The sequence below is a fragment of the Stutzerimonas sp. KH-1 genome, from assembly GCF_054483855.1.
The window spans coordinates 21,376-37,585 of sequence record NZ_CM137011.1; the positions used below are offsets into that span (position 1 = coordinate 21,376).

Annotated in this window: 12 protein-coding genes; 3 read left to right on the plus strand and 9 right to left on the minus strand. The window is 65.8% G+C overall.

Annotated features, from left to right (window positions below):
* Positions 1-31 precede the first annotated feature (31 nt).
* The 6 genes from xdhB to ACX1DW_RS00135 all read right to left on the minus strand — a co-directional run bounded on the left by xdhB (position 32) and on the right by ACX1DW_RS00135 (position 8,686).
* Positions 32-2,428, minus strand: a complete 2,397-nt coding sequence (gene xdhB / locus ACX1DW_RS00110) for a xanthine dehydrogenase molybdopterin binding subunit (RefSeq protein WP_458992468.1) — start codon at positions 2,426-2,428, stop codon at positions 32-34.
* The gene (xdhA, locus tag ACX1DW_RS00115) at positions 2,421-3,869 is read right to left on the minus strand and encodes a xanthine dehydrogenase small subunit (RefSeq protein ID WP_458992469.1); all 1,449 of its coding nucleotides are present in this window, start codon (positions 3,867-3,869) and stop codon (positions 2,421-2,423) included. Before xdhA ends, xdhB begins: the two co-directional genes overlap by 8 nt.
* A 161-nt stretch (positions 3,870-4,030) precedes the next feature.
* On the minus strand, positions 4,031-5,005 hold the full coding sequence (locus tag ACX1DW_RS00120) for a 2-oxoglutarate and iron-dependent oxygenase domain-containing protein (RefSeq protein ID WP_458992470.1): 975 nt from the start codon (positions 5,003-5,005) through the stop codon (positions 4,031-4,033).
* 139 nt (positions 5,006-5,144) lie between these two features.
* Entirely contained in the window at positions 5,145-6,236 is a 1,092-nt protein-coding gene (locus ACX1DW_RS00125) for a BMP family ABC transporter substrate-binding protein (protein WP_125869973.1), read from the minus strand.
* Between the two features lie 203 nt (positions 6,237-6,439).
* Positions 6,440-7,795, minus strand: a complete 1,356-nt coding sequence (locus ACX1DW_RS00130) for an 8-oxoguanine deaminase (protein WP_458992471.1) — start codon at positions 7,793-7,795, stop codon at positions 6,440-6,442.
* A 210-nt stretch (positions 7,796-8,005) separates the two neighbouring features.
* A complete protein-coding gene (locus ACX1DW_RS00135; RefSeq protein ID WP_458992472.1) occupies positions 8,006-8,686 on the minus strand; it encodes an SDR family oxidoreductase in 681 nt (226 codons plus the stop codon).
* Between the two features lie 200 nt (positions 8,687-8,886).
* Here ACX1DW_RS00135 and ACX1DW_RS00140 point away from each other — a divergent pair, with 200 nt between their 5' ends.
* A complete protein-coding gene (locus ACX1DW_RS00140) occupies positions 8,887-11,604 on the plus strand; it encodes an HAD-IC family P-type ATPase (RefSeq protein ID WP_458992473.1) in 2,718 nt (905 codons plus the stop codon).
* 22 nt (positions 11,605-11,626) lie between these two features.
* On the opposite strand, the gene mltF is transcribed toward ACX1DW_RS00140, so the two are convergent.
* A complete protein-coding gene (gene mltF / locus ACX1DW_RS00145; RefSeq protein ID WP_044316460.1) occupies positions 11,627-13,087 on the minus strand; it encodes a membrane-bound lytic murein transglycosylase MltF in 1,461 nt (486 codons plus the stop codon).
* A gap of 147 nt (positions 13,088-13,234) precedes the next feature.
* On the opposite strand from mltF, the gene ACX1DW_RS00150 reads away from it, so the two are divergent.
* Together ACX1DW_RS00150 and ACX1DW_RS00155 are read left to right on the plus strand one after the other, a co-directional pair.
* Positions 13,235-13,510: a GIY-YIG nuclease family protein gene (locus tag ACX1DW_RS00150; protein WP_044316459.1), complete on the plus strand. Its 276-nt coding sequence runs from the start codon at positions 13,235-13,237 to the stop codon at positions 13,508-13,510.
* Between the two features lie 87 nt (positions 13,511-13,597).
* Positions 13,598-14,536, plus strand: coding sequence for a glutathione S-transferase family protein (locus tag ACX1DW_RS00155; protein WP_133456385.1), 939 nt, complete (start codon positions 13,598-13,600; stop codon positions 14,534-14,536).
* A gap of 3 nt (positions 14,537-14,539) precedes the next feature.
* On the opposite strand, the gene ACX1DW_RS00160 is transcribed toward ACX1DW_RS00155, so the two are convergent.
* Complete coding sequence (locus ACX1DW_RS00160; protein WP_133456386.1) at positions 14,540-15,388, minus strand: DUF4344 domain-containing metallopeptidase; 849 nt, start codon at positions 15,386-15,388, stop codon at positions 14,540-14,542.
* The gene (locus ACX1DW_RS00165; RefSeq protein WP_253748258.1) at positions 15,385-16,203 is read right to left on the minus strand and encodes a polyphosphate kinase 2 family protein; all 819 of its coding nucleotides are present in this window, start codon (positions 16,201-16,203) and stop codon (positions 15,385-15,387) included. Before ACX1DW_RS00165 ends, ACX1DW_RS00160 begins: the two co-directional genes overlap by 4 nt.
* Between the last annotated feature and the right edge of the window lie 7 nt (positions 16,204-16,210).

The following is a 16,210-nucleotide window of genomic DNA, read 5'->3' on the forward strand; positions in this document are numbered from 1 at the left end:
GGTGGACAAGCACAGCGTTGTCCACCCTGCGTCAGGCCGGAGTGGTCTCCGTTGCCGCAGACTTGCTCGCCGCCTGCTTCAACTTGCGCATCTGTTCCACGCCCCAGAGCACGCGCTCGGGGGTCGCCGGAGCATCGATCTGCGGCTGCACCCGGTAGTCGGCCAGGCTCGCCACCGCATCCTTGATCGCGCACCAGACCGAAATGCCGAGCATGAACGGCGGCTCGCCCACGGCCTTGGAGTGGAACACGGTGTCTTCGGGGTTCTTGCGGTTCTCCACCAGCTTGACCCGCAGATCCAGCGGCATGTCCGCCACCGCCGGGATCTTGTAGCTGGCCGGGCCGTTGGTCATCAGCTTGCCCTTGTCGTTCCAGACCAGCTCTTCCATGGTCAGCCAGCCCAGACCCTGGACGAATCCGCCCTCGACCTGGCCGATGTCGATGGCCGGGTTCAGCGAGGCGCCGACGTCATGCAGGATGTCGCTGCGCAGCATCTTGTATTCGCCGGTCAGGGTATCGACGATCACTTCCGAGCAGGCCGCGCCATAGGCGAAGTAGTAGAACGGCCGCCCGCGCGCCTGACTGCGGTCGTAGTAGATCTTCGGCGTGCGGTAGAAGCCGGTGGACGACAGCGAGACCTGGCCGAAATAGGCCTGCTGGATCAGCTCCTCGAAGCTGATGTAGTGGTCGCGCAGGCGCACCTGGCCGTTCTTGAACTCGACGTCTTCCTCGAAGATCTGCCACTTGCGCGCGGCGAACTCCACCAGCCGCTGCTTGATGGTCTGCGCCGCATTCTGCGCCGCCTTGCCGTTCAGGTCGGCGCCGCTGGAGGCTGCCGTCGGCGAGGTGTTGGGCACCTTGTCGGTGTTGGTGGCGGTGATCTGGATGCGCTCGATATCCACCTGGAACACCTCGGCCACCACCTGCGCGACCTTGGTGTTCAGGCCCTGGCCCATCTCGGTGCCACCGTGGTTCAGGTGGATGCTGCCGTCGGTGTAGACGTGCACCAGCGCGCCGGCCTGGTTGAGGAAGCTGGCGGTGAAGCTGATGCCGAACTTCACCGGCGTCAGCGCCAGGCCCTTCTTCAGGATCGGGCTTGCGGCATTGAACGCGCGGATATCTTCGCGTCGCTTTGCATAGTCGCTGCTGGCTTCCAGCTCGGCGGTCATCTCCTCGAGCATGTTGTGCTCGACGGTCTGGTAGTAGTGGGTGACGTTGCGTTCGGTCTTGCCGTAGTAGTTGCGCTTGCGCACCTCGAGCGGGTCCTTGCCCAGCTCGCGGGCCACCGCGTCCATGATCTCCTCGATGGCGACCATGCCCTGTGGGCCGCCGAAGCCGCGGTAGGCGGTGTTCGAGGCGAGGTTGGTCTTGCAGCGATGGCCATTGATGGTGGCGTCGCCCAGGTAGTAGGCGTTGTCGGAGTGGAACATGGCGCGGTCGACGATCGAGCCGGAAAGGTCCGGCGAGTAGCCGCAGTTACCGGCGAGGTCGATCTCGATGCCGTGCAGCAGACCGTCATCGTCGAAGCCGACGTCGTACTCGACGTAGAAGGGGTGGCGTTTGCCGGTCATGGTCATGTCTTCCATGCGCGGCAGGCGCATCTTGGTCGGCCGACCGGTGAGGTGCGCGATCACCGCGCACAGGCACGCAGGTCCCGCGGCCTGGGTTTCCTTGCCGCCGAAGCCGCCGCCCATGCGGCGCATGTCGATGACGATCTTGTTCATCGGCACGCCGAGCACTTCGGCCACCAGCTTCTGCACCTCGGTGGGGTTCTGCGTCGAGGTGTAGACGATCATGCCGCCATCTTCGGTGGGCATGACCGAGGACACCTGTGTCTCCAGGTAGAAGTGCTCCTGCCCGCCGATGTGCAGCGAACCCTGCAGCCGACGTGGCGCGCTGGCCAGGGCGGTGGCCGAGTCGCCGCGCTTGTGGGTGTGGCTGTCGAGCACGAAGTGCTTCTTGTGCAGCGCCTCGACCACGTCGAGCACCGGCTCCAGATCCTCGTATTCGATGATCGCGGCCATCGCCGCCTTGCGTGCGGTTTCCAGGCTGTCGGCAGCCACGGCGATCACCGGCTGGCCGATGAACTCGACCTTGCCGTCGGCCAGCAGCGGGTCGCCGGGCATCACGGCACCGATGTCCAGCTGGCCCGGCACGTCCTTCGCCGTGATGGCGATGGCCACACCCGGAATCTGGTAGCAGGGGCTGGTATCGATGCGGACGATGCGGGCGTGGGCGCGCTCGCTCATGCGGGCATAGACGTGCAGCTGATTGGGAAACTCCAGCCGGTCGTCGACGTACACCGCCTCGCCCGAGACATGCTTGGGCGCGCTGTCGTGCTTGACGCTGCGACCGACGCCGGTGACCAGGTCCTGGGTGAACAGCGCCGCGATTTCTTCCTGAGTGCGGGTGGTTACGTGGTTAGACATAAGCGGTCACCCTCGTCTCGGTCTTCGGTGCATGTTGTTCGAGGAAGCACTTGCGCAGCAGGTTCTGTGCGACCAGCAGGCGATACTCGCGGCTGGCGCGGAAGTCGGTCAGCGGCGTGAAGTCTTCGGCCAGTGCATCGCAGGCCGCCTCCACGGTCTGCTGGTTCCAGGGCGCACCGTTCAGGGTCGCCTCGCAGGCCGCGGCGCGCTTGGGAGTCGCCGCCATGCCGCCAAAGGCGACGCGGGCATCGGCGACCACGCCATCGGTGATCTGCAGATCGAAGGCGGCGCAGACAGCGGAGATATCGTCGTCCAGTCGCTTGGAAACCTTGTAGGCGCGGAACAAGCGATCCGGTGTGGCGCGCGGCACTCGTACCTTCTCGATGAATTCCCCGGGCTGGCGCGCGGTGACCTTGTAGTCGATGAAGTAATCCTCGAGCGGCAGGGTGCGGCTGTTGACGCCCTTGCGCAGGACGACGTCGGCACCCAGAGCGATCAGCAGCGGCGGCGAGTCGCCGATCGGCGAGGCGTTGCCGATGTTGCCACCGAGCGTGCCCTGGTTGCGGATCTGCAGCGAGGCGAAGCGCTGCAGCAGCTCGCCGAAATCCGGGTACTCGGCGGCCAGCGCGGCGTAACAGTCGGTCAGCGGGGCGGCTGCGCCAATCTCGATATGGCGGTCCGCGGTCTGGACCTGCTTCATCTCGGTGATCTGACCGACATGGATCATCACCGGCAGCTCGCGATGGAACTGGGTGACCTCCAGGGCCAGGTCGGTGCCACCGGCAAGCAGACGTGCATCGGGATTGGCGGCGTAGACCTCGGCCAGTTCGGCGACGGTCAGCGGCGACAGGCAACGCTTTTCGCCGTCGCTGAGCTCGGCCATTTCACGCGGGGCGATGGCCTTGAGCTGGGCGATGGTCTCGGCTTCGCGGGCATCGAACTGGTCCGGCTGCTTGGCACAGCAGGCCTGTTCGGCGGCTTCGAGGATCGGCCGGTAGCCGGTGCAGCGGCAGAGGTTCCCGGCCAGGGCTTCGTGGGCCTGGTGCGGATCGTATTCATTGACCGCGCCGGCGTTCTTCTGCAGGGCGAACAGGCTCATGACGAATCCAGGGGTACAGAAGCCGCACTGCGAGCCGTGGCAGTCGACCATCGCCTGCTGGACGCTGTGCAGTCGGCCCTGGTCCTTGAGGTCTTCGACGCTGATCAACTGCTTGCCGTGCAGCGCGGAGACGAAGGTCAGGCACGAGTTGAGGGTGCGATAGCGCAGGCGCTCGCCCACCAGTTCGCCGACCACCACGGTACAGGCGCCACAGTCACCGGAGGCGCAGCCCTCCTTGGTTCCGGTCTTGCCACGATACTCGCGCAGATACTGCAGCACCGTGGTGTTGGGATCGAGTGCGCGCTCGCTGCGCAGTTCTCGATTGAGAAGAAACTGGATCAAGGCGAAGCCTCCGCTGTTGTTGTTCTGACACGCAAACTATCGCTATCTGACTTTCCGGTCAACTAATTCCTGACTCAAAAGTCAATGCGGCAGACGCGCGCAGATCGGGCGAGGCATATCGATGCGCTCGCCCCTGTTTGCATACTGCAATTAAAGCCCGTTCAGACGGGTTCGGCCTCGCCCTGCCGCCGGTAGGCGTAGGTCTCGGCGAAGCGCGAGAGCATGTACCGGCTGCAGGTGGTGCTCGGGTATTTCGGCGGGTTGGTTTCGTCGTAGCAACCGGGCAGGCAGGCGATCTCGGTGTCCGGATGCGGCTCGGCGAAGAACGGCATGGAGTAGCGGTCCGCGCCCAGCGGGCTGATCACGCGATGGGGCGTCGACTTGTAACGGTCGTTGCTCCAGCGCGCCATCATGTCACCGATGTTGACCACGTAGGTGCCCTCGATGGGCGGAGCGTCGATCCACTCGCCCTTGACGTTCTGCACCTGCAGGCCGCCGGCCTGATCCTGATAGAGCAGGGTGACGCAGCCGTAATCGGTGTGCGCGCCGGCGCCTTGCTGATCGGCGCTGGTCGCCGTCTGCCGGGGCGGGTAGTGGATCATGCGAAACACGCTGATGGGCTCGACGAAGCGCTTGTCGAAGAAGTCCCGCTCGATGCCAAGGGCGAGTGCGATGGCACGCAGAAGCGTGCAGGCAAGGTCTTGCATGTCGCGGTAGTGCCCTTCCATCAGCTCGGTCCAGCCTTCGATCTGCAGCGGATGACGGTTGGGCCCGCGCAGCGGTTTGCCGGCCAGTACCTCGGGATGATCGGCAGGCATATGGAAACCCATGTCGAAGGTTTCCTTGAGGTCGCACGGCTGGCTCGGGTCCAGCTGCTCGGTGGCGACGGCACCGTAGCCGCGGTGATGGCGGCTCTTGGTGATATCGATCTTCAGCTTTTCGTCGGCGTGCAGGGCAAAGAAACGCTTGGCATGGTCGGTGAGGGTGGCGATGCGCTCGGCGCTGATCGGATGACCCTTGATATAGAAGAAGCCCCACTCGCGGCAGGCGCCGTCGATGGCCTCGGCAACGGCCAGATGGCCGGCCTCGTCGGCGTTATAGAGTGGGGAAATATCGATGATGGGCAGTGAATTCATGGCTGACTCCGGTACGGCGCCGCCGGTCTTCTCGTACCGGCGGCCTTCGAGGGCGATGCCCCCTGCGTGCGGTTCGCCAGATGGCGGGACGGCACGCAAGATTCCGCAGAGCGCCGGCCGGGACCGGCGCAGGTAACGCTTACTTCGGCATTTCAGCCTTGACGCCTTCGACGTAGTAATTCATCGAGGCGAGGTCCTTGATGCTGGCGGTCTCGCCCTCGGCGATGCGCACTTCGCCAGCTTGGTCCTTGATCGGGCCGGTGAACGGGTGGAATTCACCGCTTTTGATGCTGGCGATGATCGCTTCGGCTTCGGTCTTCACATCGGCCGGAACCAGATCGCTGATCGGCAGGCTGATGCTGTCCTGTGCCAGCCCGCCCCAGAAGTCCTCGGATTTCCAGTTGCCGGCCATTACCGCTTCGGCGGACTTGGTGTAGTGCGGGCCCCAGTCGTTGACGATGGAGGTCAGCACGGCCTTTGGCCCGAAGTGCTGCATGTCCGAGGCGTAACCGACGGAATAGACGCCACGGCGCTCGGCGGCCTGGATCGGTGCCGGGCTGTCGGTGTGCTGGAAGATCACGTCCACGCCCTGGTCGATCAGCGCGTTGGCGGCATCGGCTTCCTTGCCCGGATCGAACCAGGTGTTGACCCACACCACCTTGATCTCGGTGCCAGGGTTGTACTTGTCCAGCGCCAGCTGGATGGCGTTGATGTCGCGGATCACTTCCGGAATCGGGAAGGACGCGATGTAGCCGACCTTCTTGGTCTTGGTCATCTTCGCCGCGAGGAAGCCGCCGACGTAGCGGCCTTCATAGGAACGGGTCAGATAGGTGCCGACGTTCTTCGCCTGCTTGTAACCGGTGGCGTGCTCGAAGGTTACCTTGGGGAACTGCTTGGCGACCTTCAGCGTGGGGTTCATGTAGCCGAAGGAGGTGGTGAAGATCAGGTCATAGTCGCTCTTGGCCATGTTGCGGATGACCCGCTCGGCATCGGCACCTTCCGGCACGTTCTCGACGAAGCTGGTCTTCACCTTGTCGCCCAGCTGCTCTTCCATGTACTTGCGACCCTGCTCATGCTGGTAGGTCCAGCCGTGGTCGCCGATCGGGCCGATGTAGACGAAGCCGACCTTCAGCGGATCGGCAGCCGACGCCGCGGCGGTCGTCAGTGCGGCGCTGAAGCCGATCGCTGCGGCAAGGGCGCGCAGCAGGGTTTTCCGTGAGTTGTTCTGCATGGCGGGTGACGCTCCTGTTTGTCTAGCTACAGAGCCTGTGTTGGCTGATAGCTGGTTAGCAAAAAGCTGACCAACTGGACAGATACCTTCGTTGTGCCGGATTGCGGCCGCTTCGACTCGATGCCGAGGCCCGATCGAGACTTGCGCTGGTGCGCCAGTAATCCACGGCGCCCAGCTTTGGTGCAAGCCTCGATCGTGGTTGTTTAGCCGTTTACCAGTTGCCGGGCCGCCTGCTGGTGATCGGCGATCAGTCCCTGCACGTCGAGGCCTTCGACCTGACCGTCGATGACGCGCCATTTGCCGCCGACCATCACCCGGTCGGCACGGTCGGCGGCGCAAAGCAGCAGCGCGGCGACCGGATCGTGGCTGCCGGAGAAGCGCAGTTCGTCGAGCTTGAACAGGGCCAGGTCGGCCTGCTTGCCGACCGCCAGTTCGCCGATGTCGCTGCGCCCGAGCAGGCGTGCGGAGCCGCGGGTCGCCCAGCCGAGCACCTTCTCTGGCGTGATCTTCTCGGCGCCGTAGCGCAGGCGCCCGATGAACAGCGCCTGACGCGCCTCGAGCATCATGTTGGAGGCGTCGTTGGAGGCCGAACCGTCCACGCCCAGGCCGATGATGGCGCCCTTGTCCTCGAGCTCAAGCGTGTGGCAGATGCCGGAGGCCAGACGCATGTTGGAACTCGGGCAATGGCAGATGCCCACACCGGCTGCGCCCAGGCGGTGAATTTCCACCTGGTTGAAATGGATGCCATGGGCCAGCCAGGTGCGTGGGCCGAGCCAGCCGACGCTCTGCAGGTAGTCGACGGTGCGCATGCCGAAGCGTTTCGCGCAGAACTCCTGTTCGTCCAGGGTCTCGGCCAGGTGCGTATGCAGACGCACGTCGCGCGCTTCGGCCAGCTCTGCGCAGGTGCGCATGATGTCGGTGGTTACCGAGAACGGCGAGCAGGGCGCCAGGGCGATCTGGATCTGCGCGCCGTCGCCGCGCTCGTGGTAGCGGTCGATCAACCGCTCGCTGTCGGCGAGGATGGTCTCGGCGTCCTGCACCACGCTCTTGCACGGCAGGCCGCCATCGTCCTTGGACAGGTTCATCGAACCGCGGGTGAGCATGGCGCGCATGCCCAGCTCGCGGACCGCCTCGACCTGGATGTCGATGGCGTCCTCGAGCCCGTCCGGAAACAGGTAGTGGTGATCCGCCGCCGTGGTGCAGCCGGACAACAGCAGCTCGGCCAGCGCCACGTTGCTCGCCAGCTGCAGCGCCTCCGGCGTAAGCCGCGCCCAGATCGGGTAGAGGGTCAGCAGCCAGTTGAACAGCGGCTCGTTGACCACCGGCCCCCAGGCGCGGGTCAGGGTCTGGTAGAAGTGGTGATGGGTGTTGACCAGCCCCGGCAGCACCACGTGTTCGCGGGCGTCGAAGGTCTCGTTCACCGGCAGCGCGGGCGAGGCCCCGGCGGCGAGCATTTCGACGATGACGCCGTTCTCGATCACCAGCCCGCCAGGGGCCTGGGTGTCGTTGGCGGTGAACAGGGCGAGGGGATTCTTGATCCAGATACGCTCAGCAGGCATGGCCGGCTTTCTCCTGAAGGGTTGAGTTCAGAGTAGCCAGCTCAGTTATGCCCTGTCTGCTGATCCAGGGGCGGAGGGTTGCCTCTTCCGCGGTGCGGAACGATAAGGGATGCCGCGGGGGCTGCCAAGGGCCGGTTAGTGCGGCGGTCTCGATCGCGAATGGAGCTGCAGCGGGAGAGTCCGTTCACGGTCGATCACGCCCCTACCTTCTCACCAGGGCAGTGCGTCCCCCTGATAGTCAATGTACCGATGCCCACCCTGCCCAATGGCCCGGGTCACCTGCTCGGCCATGCCGCGAGCGCTGGTCTCGACATCCAGCGGGGCCTGATCTCCACCCATGTCGGTCTTGACCCAGCCGGGATGCATCGACAGCACCGTCAGCTTCGTCTCGCCGAGCGCGGCGACGAAGGTCCGGGTCATGTGATTCAGCGCGGCCTTGCTCGCGCCGTACAGGTCCATACCCATGCCCGGACCGGTTTCGACGCTGCCAAGGATTGAGCTCATGAAAACGATCACGCCCTGATCGGGGTTCACCCGCGGCAGCAGCCGCTCGGCCAGGCGCACCGGCGCCACAGCATTAGTGAAGAACAGCTGGCCGACTTCCGCCTGGCTGGCCTGGGTGGCCGGTTTGTCTTGCGGCCCGGCGATGCCGGCGTTGACGAACAGCACGTCGAGCGGGGTGTCGGCCAGGCGCGCGGCCAGTTGGTCGACGCTGGCTGCATCATCCATGTCCAGGGTTTCGATGCGCAGCTGTGGTATTCCACTGAGCGCGTCGGCGCGCTGCGGATCACGCACGGTGGCGATCACCTGCCAGCCTGCGCTGGAAAACTGCTTCGCCAGGCCGAGGCCCAGGCCGCGGGAGGCGCCGACAATCAGTATGTTCTTTGGCATGGAACAATCTCGAAGTTCATGAAGAGGACAAGAATAGCGCGAGGATCGGCTCGGCGCGCAGCGGGCCGGCATGCGGCAATCGACCACTGCCCGAGTGTTGCAAGCCGTTTCGTTGCGATGGCCAGAGCCGCTCTGTTTCGGCTCTCATGGGCTAGCTTTGCAGTGCGCCCGGCAATGAATCAGCCACCCTGGAGGACCCAATGCCCGAACAGCAGACCCAATCGACCCGCTGGCACGCTCGTCCGGCCGAGGAGGCCCTGCTGGAACTGGACTCCACCAGCGCCGGCCTGACGCACGAGCAAGCACGGGAACGACTGCTCCGCTACGGGCCGAACCGGCTCGACGAGGCCAAGCCGGCGAGCATCCTGCAGCGCCTGCTGCGCCACCTGAACAACCTGTTGCTCTACGTGCTGATGGCCGCGGCGCTGGTCACCGGGCTGATGGGACATTGGGTCGATACCTCGGTGATCCTGGCGGTGGTGGTGGTGAACGTGGTGATCGGTTTCGTCCAGGAAGGCAAGGCGGAAAAGGCGCTGCAGGCGATCCGCCATCTGCTGGCGCCGCATGCGGTGGTACTGCGCGACGGCCGGCAGCAGGACATCGATGCCGCCGATCTGGTGCCTGGCGACGTGGTGCTGCTGGCCTCCGGCGACAGCCTGCCGGCCGATGTGCGACTGCTGCAGGCGCGCAATCTGCGCGTCGATGAAGCGGCTTTGACCGGGGAGTCGGTGCCGGTGGACAAGCAGGTCGATGCCGTTGTCGATGACGCGGCGATCGGCGATCGGCTCTGCATGGGCTACGCCGGCACTCTGGTCACCCAGGGGCAGGCGCGGGCGGTGGTGGTTGCCACTGGCGCGGCCACCGAAATCGGCCGTATCGGCCGCATGCTCGAATCGGTGGAGCAGGGCACCACGCCGCTGCTGCGCAAGATGGCCGAGGTTGCCCGGGCGTTGACGGCGGTCATTCTCGCGGCTGGTGTGCTCTTGTTCCTGTTTGGCACGCTGGTGCGTGGCATGGGCGCTGGCGAGATGTTCATGGCCGCGGTCGGCCTGTCGGTCGCGGCAATCCCCGAGGGACTGCCGGCGATCATGACCATCACCTTGGCCATCGGCGTGCAGCGCATGGCGGCGCGCAACGCGGTGATCCGTCGGCTGCCGGCGGTGGAGGCGCTGGGTTCGGTGACGGTTATCTGCTCGGACAAGACCGGCACCCTGACGCGCAACGAGATGACCGTGCAGGAGGTGATCTGTGCGGGCCAGTCACTGGAGGTCGAGGGCGCCGGATATGCGCCGACTGGCAGTCTGCTGCTGCAGGGATCGGCGGTCGATGCGGCAGCATTGACCACCCGCTCGCCGGCGGCGGCCGCGCTGGTCGAGGCCGCCGCGCTGTGCAATGACGCCAGCCTGCATGAGAAGGATCAGCACTGGGTGCTGGCCGGCGATCCTACCGAGGGCGCACTGCTGACCCTGGCGATGAAGGCCGGGCTTTCACCTACCGCACGACAGGTCGACCGGCCGCGGCTGGACGTGATTCCCTTCGAATCCGAGCACCGTTTCATGGCCACCCTGCACGCCTGCGACGGCGGCAGCGAAGTGCTGGTCAAGGGCGCGCCGGAACGCATCCTGGCCATGTGCTCCCAGCAGCTGCAGGCCGATGGCGTGGAGCAGGCGCTGGACGAGGCGCACTGGCATACGCAGATCGAGGCGCAGGCACGCGCCGGACGCCGGGTGCTCGCCTTTGCCCGCTGCCGGCTGGAGGCGGGCAAGGAAGACCTCGAGCATGCCGATGTCGCCAGCGGGCTGACCCTGCTCGGCCTGGTGGGCATCATCGATCCACCCCGTGACGAAGCGATCCGTGCGGTGGCGCAGTGCCGCGCGGCCGGCATTCGCGTGGTGATGATCACCGGTGACCACGGCGTGACCGCCAGCGCCATCGCCCGGCAGCTGGGCATGGGTGAGGACATCAAGGCGATCACCGGCCCTGAACTGGAGCCCATGGACGATGCGGCCATGCGCCAGGCCGTCGCCGAGGCCCGGGTGTTCGCCCGTGCCAGCCCGGAACACAAGCTGCGGCTGGTGCGTGCGCTGCAGGCCAATGGCGAGGTCGTCGCCATGACCGGCGATGGCGTCAACGATGCGCCTGCGCTGAAGCAGGCCGACGTCGGCGTGGCCATGGGCATGAAGGGGACCGAGGCGGCCAAGCAGGCCGGCGCCATCGTGCTGGCGGACGACAACTTCGCCTCCATCGCCCATGCGGTGGAAGAGGGCCGTACCGTCTACGACAACCTGCGCAAGACCGTGACCTTCCTGCTGCCGATCAACGGTGGCGAGTCTCTGTCGCTGCTGCTGGCGGTGCTGCTCGGCCTGGCGCTGCCGATCACGCCGGTGCAGGTGCTCTGGGTCAACATGGTCAGTTCCGTGGCGCTGGCTATGGTGCTGGCCTTCGAGCCGACCGAGGCGGATGTGATGCGGCGTCCACCGCGGCGGCCGGACGAGCCGATGCTGTCGCGCTTCGTGATCTGGCGGATCTTCTTCGTTTCCGCGCTGTTCCTCGCTGGAATCTTCGGCATGTTCCAGTGGATGCTGGCGCAGGGCGCGACGGTGGAAACGGCGCGCACCGTAGCGGTGAACACACTGGTGTGCATGGAGGTGTTCTACCTGTTCAGCGTGCGCTACCTGAAAGCACCGTCGTTCACCGTACAGGGCGTGAAGGGCACGCCGCGGGTGCTGTTGGCGGTGTTCGGTGTGTTCGCGTTGCAGCTGCTGTTCACCTACGCGCCGTTCATGCAGTCGCTGTTCGCCTCCGAGGCCCTGCCGCTGGCAACCGGTGCGCTGGTGGTGCTGGCCGGGGTGGCGGTGCTGGTGATTCTGGAGGTCGAGAAGGCGCTGCTGCGGCGCATGGGTGTCGGCACGTCCTGAGGCGGAGCGGGCGGCATGCCGGTCAGAGCGGCGGCAGCTCTTCCATCAGGTCGGTGGAGTTGATGCCGGGGATGTGCAGTTCGCTGTGGGCCAGTTGCTGGCCCTCCATCTGCGGCTGGGTCACCCAGGTGAGGATGTCGTAGTAGCGGCGGATGTTGGCCACGAAATGCACCGGTTCGCCGCCGCGGGCGTAGCCGTAACGGGTCTTGCTGTACCACTGCTTCTGCGCCAGGCGCGGCAGCATCTGTTTTACGTCCAGCCACTTGTTGGGGTCCAGCCCTTCGGCTTCGGCGAGCTTGCGCGCATCCTCCAGATGGCCGCCGCCGACGTTGTAGGCAGCCAGGGCGAACCAGGTGCGATCCGGTTCCAGGATGCTTTCCGGCAGCCCGGCATGGACCTTGACCAGATACTTGCCACCGCCCTGGATGCTCTGCACCGGGTCGAGGCGATTGGTCACGCCCATGGCGTTGGCGGTGCGCAGGGTCAGCATCATCAGCCCGCGCACGCCGGTCTTGGAGGTGGCCTCCGGCTGCCAGTGGGATTCCTGATAGCCGATGGCGGCCAGCAGGCGCCAGTCGATGCCATGCTTCTTGGCCGTCTCGCGAAAGGCTTTCTCATAACGCGGCAGGCGTTGCTGCAGATGCTTGGCGAAGGCATAGGCGCCGACGTAGCCGAGCACGTCGACGTGGCCGTAGTAGCGCTCGCGCAGGCGCTGCAACGTGCCGTTCTCCTGGGCCTTTTCAAGGAAGGAGTTGGCTGCCTGGAGCAGGCTGTCGTCCTCGCCCTTGGGTACGATCCAGGCCAGGCTGTTCTGCTCGCCGACGTCGAAACCGGCACGGATGTTGGTGAAGTACACCTGGTTCATGGACATCTCGTTGGATTCCACCAGGGTCAGGTCGATCTGCCCCTCATCGACCATGCGCAGCAGGTCGACCACTTCTACCGCATCGGATTGCTCGTAGCGCAGGTCCGGATACTCGGCCTGCAACGCGGCCAGCTTCTCGGCCTGGCTGCTGCCCTTGAGCACCATGATGCGCTTGCCGATCAGATCCTTCGGGCTGGTCGGTCGGCGCTGGCCGCTGCGGTAGACGACCTGGGTGGTGACGTCGAGATACGAGCGGGTGAAGCGCGCCAGCTCCTGCCGGCCTTCGCTGGCCACCAGGCCGGCGGCGGCGAGTGCCGGGCCACCAGGGCGATTGAGGCGGTTGAAGATCTCTTCGATGTTGTCGGCGGTTTCGATCTGCAGCTTGACGCCGAGGGTATTGGCGAAGCGCTTGACCAGTTCGTATTCGAAGCCGGCTTCGCCGTTGCGATCCTGGAAATAGGTGGAAGGGCTGTTGCGGGTGATCACGCGCAGTACGCCTTCCTCCTGAATGCGCTCGAGCTCGCTGGGCTTTTCGGCGCAGCTGCCGAGCATCAGGAAGATTCCGATCGCCAACAGCCAGGTGGCGCAGCGCTTGCGGAACAGGGAATGGGCAAACATCGGCGCAGTATACGCAAAGGCGAACCGCCACCATATCTGGACAGCGAACGGCCTCTCTGCTAGACGCAGCCCGGATGGACGACCGCGGCGCGTCAGTTCGGCATAATGCCGGCCCTGTTGTCCCCGCCGTCGAGATCGTTGCCAAACATGACCGAGGTCCAGCCCAAGCCCTGGTTCGTCTACCTGGTGCGTGCCGCCAACGGTGCGCTGTACTGCGGCATCAGCGACGATGCCCAGCGGCGTTTCGCCGAGCACCAGCGCGGGCGTGGCGCGCGCTTTTTCCATTCCAGCCCGGCGCAGGCGCTGGTCTATGTCGAGGCCTGCGCCAGCAAGGGCGATGCGCTGCGCCGAGAAATCGCCATCAAGCGTCTGGACAAGCGTGCCAAGGAGCGTCTGGTCAGCGCGGCCGGCACCGTCGCGTGAATGACGCGCTAATCAGCCGGTAGGCTCGCCCGAGCGGAGCGTCTAAGCTGATGCTCCTTGACCCAATCCACTCTGGCGGAACCTGTCATGCACGAGCTGATCCTGCACCACTATCCCACCTCACCGTTCGCCGAGAAGGCGCGCCTGATGCTCGGATTCAAGCAGTTGTCCTGGCGTTCGGTGATGATCCCGCCGGTCATGCCCAAGCCTGATCTCACCGCGCTGACCGGTGGTTACCGGCGCACCCCGGTGCTGCAGGTCGGCGCCGACATCTACTGCGACACCGCCCTGATCGCGCGTCGACTCGAGGCCGAAAAGGCCACCCCGGCGCTGTTCCCCGAAGGCCAGGAATTCACCGCAGCGACACTTGCCCAGTGGGCCGACTCGGTGCTGTTCCTGAATGCCGTAAGCCTGGTCTTCCAGCCTGAATCCATGGCCGTGCGCTTCGCCCAGGTGCCCAAGGAGTTCGTCCAGGTGTTCAGCCAGGACCGCGCGCAGTTGTTCGCCAACGGCACGGTGAACCGGGTGCCGCTGGAGCAGGCCAAGAGCAACTGGCCGGTGTTCATGTCGCGCCTGCAACAGCAGCTGGCGCGCGAGGAGGGCGAGTTCCTGCTCGGCGCTGCGCCTTCGCTGGCGGATTTCGCGGTCGCGCACTGCCTCTGGTTCCTGCGCGCGACGCCGGTCACCGCGCCGCTGGTGGACGGCTATACGGATATCCATGCGTGGCTGGGCAAGGTGCTGGGCGTCGGCCATGGCTCGAGCAGCGAGATGTCCGGCGAGGATGCTGTGCGCGTCGCGCGCGAGGCCGAGCCGGCGGCGCTGCCCGAGGAAGCATTCGTCGATCCGAACGGTTTCCAGGAAGGCCAGCCGGTGACGATCGCCGCGGTGGACTACGGCGCCGACCCGGTCGAGGGTGAGCTGGTGTTCGCTGGTGCTGAGGAGCTGATCCTGCGCCGCAGCGACGATCGCGCCGGCGTCGTGCATGTGCACTTCCCGCGCAGCGGCTATCGCATCGAGGCGCGCTGAGACCTACTGCGCCGCCGGGGCCGCGCGGCGCACGTTCGGCAGCTCCGCGGCCAGTTCGCGGAAGTAGGCGATGCGCTCGTAGCATAGGGTGAGCTCGCCGCTGATGCGGTTGAACCAGGCATCAGGGGCGCCGCAGGTGGACATGCGCAGGGTCAGATCGCGTGGCAACGCGAAGGCTTCGCTGGCCTTGGCCGCCACCGCTTCGAGTTCGCCGCTGGCACGGATCTTCGCCAGCAGCTCGGCACCACCGGAGAGGTGCGCAGGTGGCGTGTCGTAGACCACCTTGATTCGGTGTCGCAGCGGTTGCGTGCTGCTGCGCCCGAAGTGCTCACGAAACCACTGCACGGCATGGGCGACCTGCTCGTACTCGTCGGGGCAGTACAGTGCGCGCTCCATCGGCAGCCCGCTGACTTCCAGCACCCAGTCCAGTTGGTCCGGATCGCTGCCATAGGCCAGGCAGGCAATGTTGTAGAAACGCTGGGCGTCCAGCGCGTGACTGTCCCAAACCGGCACCTGCGTGCCGCTGCGCTCGGCGCCTTGCCACTCCAGCCGCCAGTAATCGGCGACATCCATCAGCTTGGCGTAGAAGTCGTCGCGGTGCTGTTCGCGTTGCAGCAGGAACAGGCCCATGAAACCGAGCTGGTCGGCAGCGTCCTCCTCGCGACCGAGCACGGGCAGTTGCAGTTCGCTGATCAGCAGGTGCCCCATTTCGTGCATCAGGGTGAACTCGGCGTTGGCCACGGTGAAACGCACCGCGTCCACCGACGGCTCGGGCGTCGCGCCGCCGTCCTGCGCCCGCGCCAGCAACGGCAGCAGCCATAGCAGCCATAGCAGCCAGGCGAAACGGCTCATGGGGTGCCGTCCAGGTCGGCATGGCTGAACGGCGCCGGGCCGCTCGGCCAGCTCAACGCCAGGCGTTCGAAGTCGCGGGCCAGCAGGCTGGCGACGATGAGGTCGCGCAGCCAGCGATGGTCAGCAGGAATCACATACCAGGGTGCCGCGTCGCGGTGGGTCCTCCTCAGCACATCGGCCCATTGCGCCTGATGCTCGGCGAAGTGGCGGTGGTCGCGCAGATCGCCGAGGGTCAGTTTCCAGCGTTTTTCCGGATGATCCAGACGGCTATGCAGGCGCTGCTTCTGCTCGGCGAGCGAAAGCTGCAGATAGCACTTGAGCGGGTGAATTCGTCGCGTGGCCATCTGCTGTTCGAACTCGGCGATCGCCGCGTAGCGTTGTGGCAGCTCCGCCGCCGCGCACAGGCCGTCACGTACATCGCTGACCAGCGCCTCGTAGTAGCTGCGGTTGAACACGCCGAGCGTGCCCGGGGCCGGCAGGCGCTCGCGGTAGCGCTGCAGAAATGCCTGGCGACGCTCGTCCGGACTCGGCGCCTGGAAGCCGATGGCTGACATGCCGAGCGGGTCGAGGCCGGCAAGAACGCGGCGCACCACGCCGTTCTTGCCTGAGCAGTCGGGCCCCTGCAGCACCAGCAGCGGAACGTCACGTCGGTTGGCCATGAGCATGCTCTGCTGCTCGCGCAGCCAGTCCTTCAGGCCTGCCAGCTGCGCCTGTGCCTGCTGTTTGTCGAGACCATAGTCCCGTGCCGGATCGCGCCCCAGCGGCGCGCCGGGGTCGCACAGGCAGTCGTCGAGCAGGCTGTCCGGCAGGCGCATGGCAGAT